Annotated in this window: 2 protein-coding genes; both read left to right on the top strand. The window is 72.7% G+C overall.

Annotated features, from left to right (window positions below; all coding sequences use genetic code 11):
• The first annotated feature begins 87 nt into the window (after positions 1–87).
• Positions 88–819 carry an alpha/beta fold hydrolase gene (locus tag F0L68_RS45525; protein ID WP_438672317.1) on the top strand — a complete coding sequence of 244 codons (732 nt, stop codon included), beginning with the start codon at positions 88–90 and terminating at the stop codon, positions 817–819.
• Between the two features lie 17 nt (positions 820–836).
• Positions 837–2,333 carry an FAD-dependent monooxygenase gene (locus F0L68_RS25150; RefSeq protein WP_223199114.1) on the top strand — a complete coding sequence of 499 codons (1,497 nt, stop codon included), beginning with the start codon at positions 837–839 and terminating at the stop codon, positions 2,331–2,333.
• The last annotated feature ends 289 nt before the right edge of the window (positions 2,334–2,622 follow it).

Here is a 2,622-nt window from a genome sequence, read left to right as displayed (position 1 = left end):
GCCGACCGCCTGCACGCCGAGCTGAGCGGATCGGCCCCGGTCCCGACCTCGGACGACAACTCCCTGGCGAACCTGTTCCTGCGCGCGGTGCGGCAGGGCAACGCGGCCGAGTTCACCGCCCTGCTGAGCACCGCAGCCCAGTTCCGCGCGACCGTGGACGAACCGACCACGCCGGCCGCCCCGGTCGACCTCGTCGACGGCGACGGCCGCGTCCTGGTGTGCCTGCCGACCGCGCTCGCCACCTCCGGCCCGCACCAGTACGCGCGCTTCGCCGCGCCACTGCGCGGCGACCACCGCGTGCTCGGCCTGCCGCTGCCCGGCTTCCTGGCGGGCGAGCCGCTGCCGGCGACAGTCGACGCGGCGGCAAGCCACCTGGCCGCCGCGGTGACCGCCGCCGTGACCGACCGCCCCTTCGCCCTGGTCGGCTACTCCTCGGGCGGGCTCCTCGCCAACGCCGTCGCCAGACGGCTCGCCGAGCAGGGACGCGCCCCGGACGCGCTCGTGCTGATCGACAGCCGACCCCTGGACCATGCCGCCCTCGCCGAGCAACCCGAGGTGTTCGAGGGAATGGCCGCGCGACTGGACGCGGTCGACGACACCAGGCTCACCGCGATGGGCGGCTACCTGCGGTTGCTGGACGGCTGGCAACCCGCCGAGACGACCGCGCCGACCCTGCTGGTCCGGGCCGCCGACGGCCGCGCCTGCTGGCCGGCGCGACACGACGTGGTGGACGTGCCCGGCGATCACTTCACGGTGCTGGAGGAGCACGCCGCGTCCACCGCCGAGTCGGTGCGCGCCTGGCTGGCGGGGCTCGGTTGACAAACGAGGGAGCAGATGTGGACGTGCAGAACAAGCCGGTGGTCGTGGTGGGAGCCGGCCCGTGCGGGCTGGTCGCGGCCTGCGAGCTGCTCCGGCTCGGCGTCCCGGTTCGGGTGCTGGACGCCGAGCCGGAGCCGGCCAAGGGCTCGCGGGCGATCATCCTCTGGCCGCCGACCCTGGAGGTCCTCGCCGAACTCGGCGTCCTGACCGACGCCGAGGCGAGGGGCGTCCGGGCCAAGGCGCTGGCCTATCACATGGGCGACGGCAAGGTGCTGCGGATCGAACTCGGCTCCGACAACGAGCCGCTGCTGCTGCCCCAGGAGGAGACCGGCCGGCTGCTGGTCGCGGCGCTGGAGAAGCTGGGTGGCCGGGTCGAGCAGTCCACGCGCGTGGTCGAGGTGCACGAGCGCGGCGACTCTGTGGTCGTGCACGCGATGGGGCCGGACGGCGTCGAGTCGATCGAGGCCGCCTGGCTGATCGGCGCGGACGGGATCGGCAGCACGGTGCGCCAGCAGTCGGGCGTCGAGTTCGCCGGGGACGCGGTGCCGACGACGTTCCTGCTGGCCGAGGGCGAGCTGTCCGGGGCGTTCGACCGGAACGAGGTGCACTACTTCCTGCGCGCGAACGGCGTCATGCTGCTGTCGCCGCTGCCGGAGGGCCGCGTCCGGGTGTCCGGGCCGATCGCCCCCGACTTGCCGGTGACCGAGGAGACGGCGCAGCGGGTGCTGGACGAGCGCGGCCCCGGCGGCCTGCGGTTCACCACCTTCACCACGCTGGGAACCTTCACCAGCCAGGAACGCATCGCCGCGACCCTGCGGCAGGGCAGGATGTTCCTGGTCGGCGACGCGGCGCACGTGCACTCCGCCGTCGGCGGCCAGGGCCTCAACCTGGGCGTGCAGGACGGCCGCAACCTCGCGTGGAAGCTCGCTGGGGTGATCGACGGTCGGTTCGCTCCGGCCGTGCTGGACAGCTACAGCGTCGAGCGGCGGGCGGCGGCCGAACAGGTCGTGAAGGCGACCAGCCGGATGGCCAAGCAGGCGGTCGTCGGCCCGATCGGGTCCAGGGTGCGCAACGCCGTCTGGGCGCTGCTCGACGCGACCGGCGCGCTGCGCAGCTGGTACGCGCCGATGCTGGCCGGCCGCCTCACCCGCTACCCCGACGTCCTGTTCGGCACGCGGTCGCCGCGCGACCAGCGTCGCGGCAGGTCACGGGCGCTCCCGCAGCGCGGCAGCCGCACCCCGACCTGGGTGCCGGACCCGGCCGAGCCGACCGCAGGCCTCCGGTTGCTCACCCTCGGGGTCAGCGGCGGCGACCTCGACCGGGCGGGACGCGCGCTGGCGGACCGCTTTCCCGGCGTGCTGGCGCACGAGCACTTCACCGGACGCGGGGGAGCGGGATTCCTGCTGCTCCGCCCGGACGGTTTCGTCGCCGACAGCGGCGCCTCGATCGAGGCACTGACCGGCATCGATCGCGCGCTGAGCGTCATCGCAGAAACTTCCAACTCTCCTCGCTAGACCTCGATCGGCGGCGACCTGCGGTTTCTCTGCGTTTCCGCAGGTCACGCCCCGATTTGACCCGGTGATCGGCCGCGTGTAACTTTCTCCAGGCCAGCGCGGAACGGGCCCAAGCCGAAAGGCTGCGGGGAACGGACCCGGGCAAAAAATGACTACCTGAACTGAATGAAGAACGGCGACTTCTCGCCCAGATCGACCCGAACCGGCCGATTTGACAGAGGAAAAACCGATCGGATAAGGTTCAGACACAAACGAAATACCGAATACCTGCCCCGGATCGGGCCGCACT

Origin of the sequence: Solihabitans fulvus (assembly GCF_008386585.1) — a bacterium.
In the GTDB taxonomy this organism is placed as follows: domain Bacteria; phylum Actinomycetota; class Actinomycetes; order Mycobacteriales; family Pseudonocardiaceae; genus Solihabitans; species Solihabitans fulvus.
The sequence above is the reverse complement of the archived record's forward strand: the minus strand, read 5'-3'. Positions and strand labels throughout refer to the sequence as shown.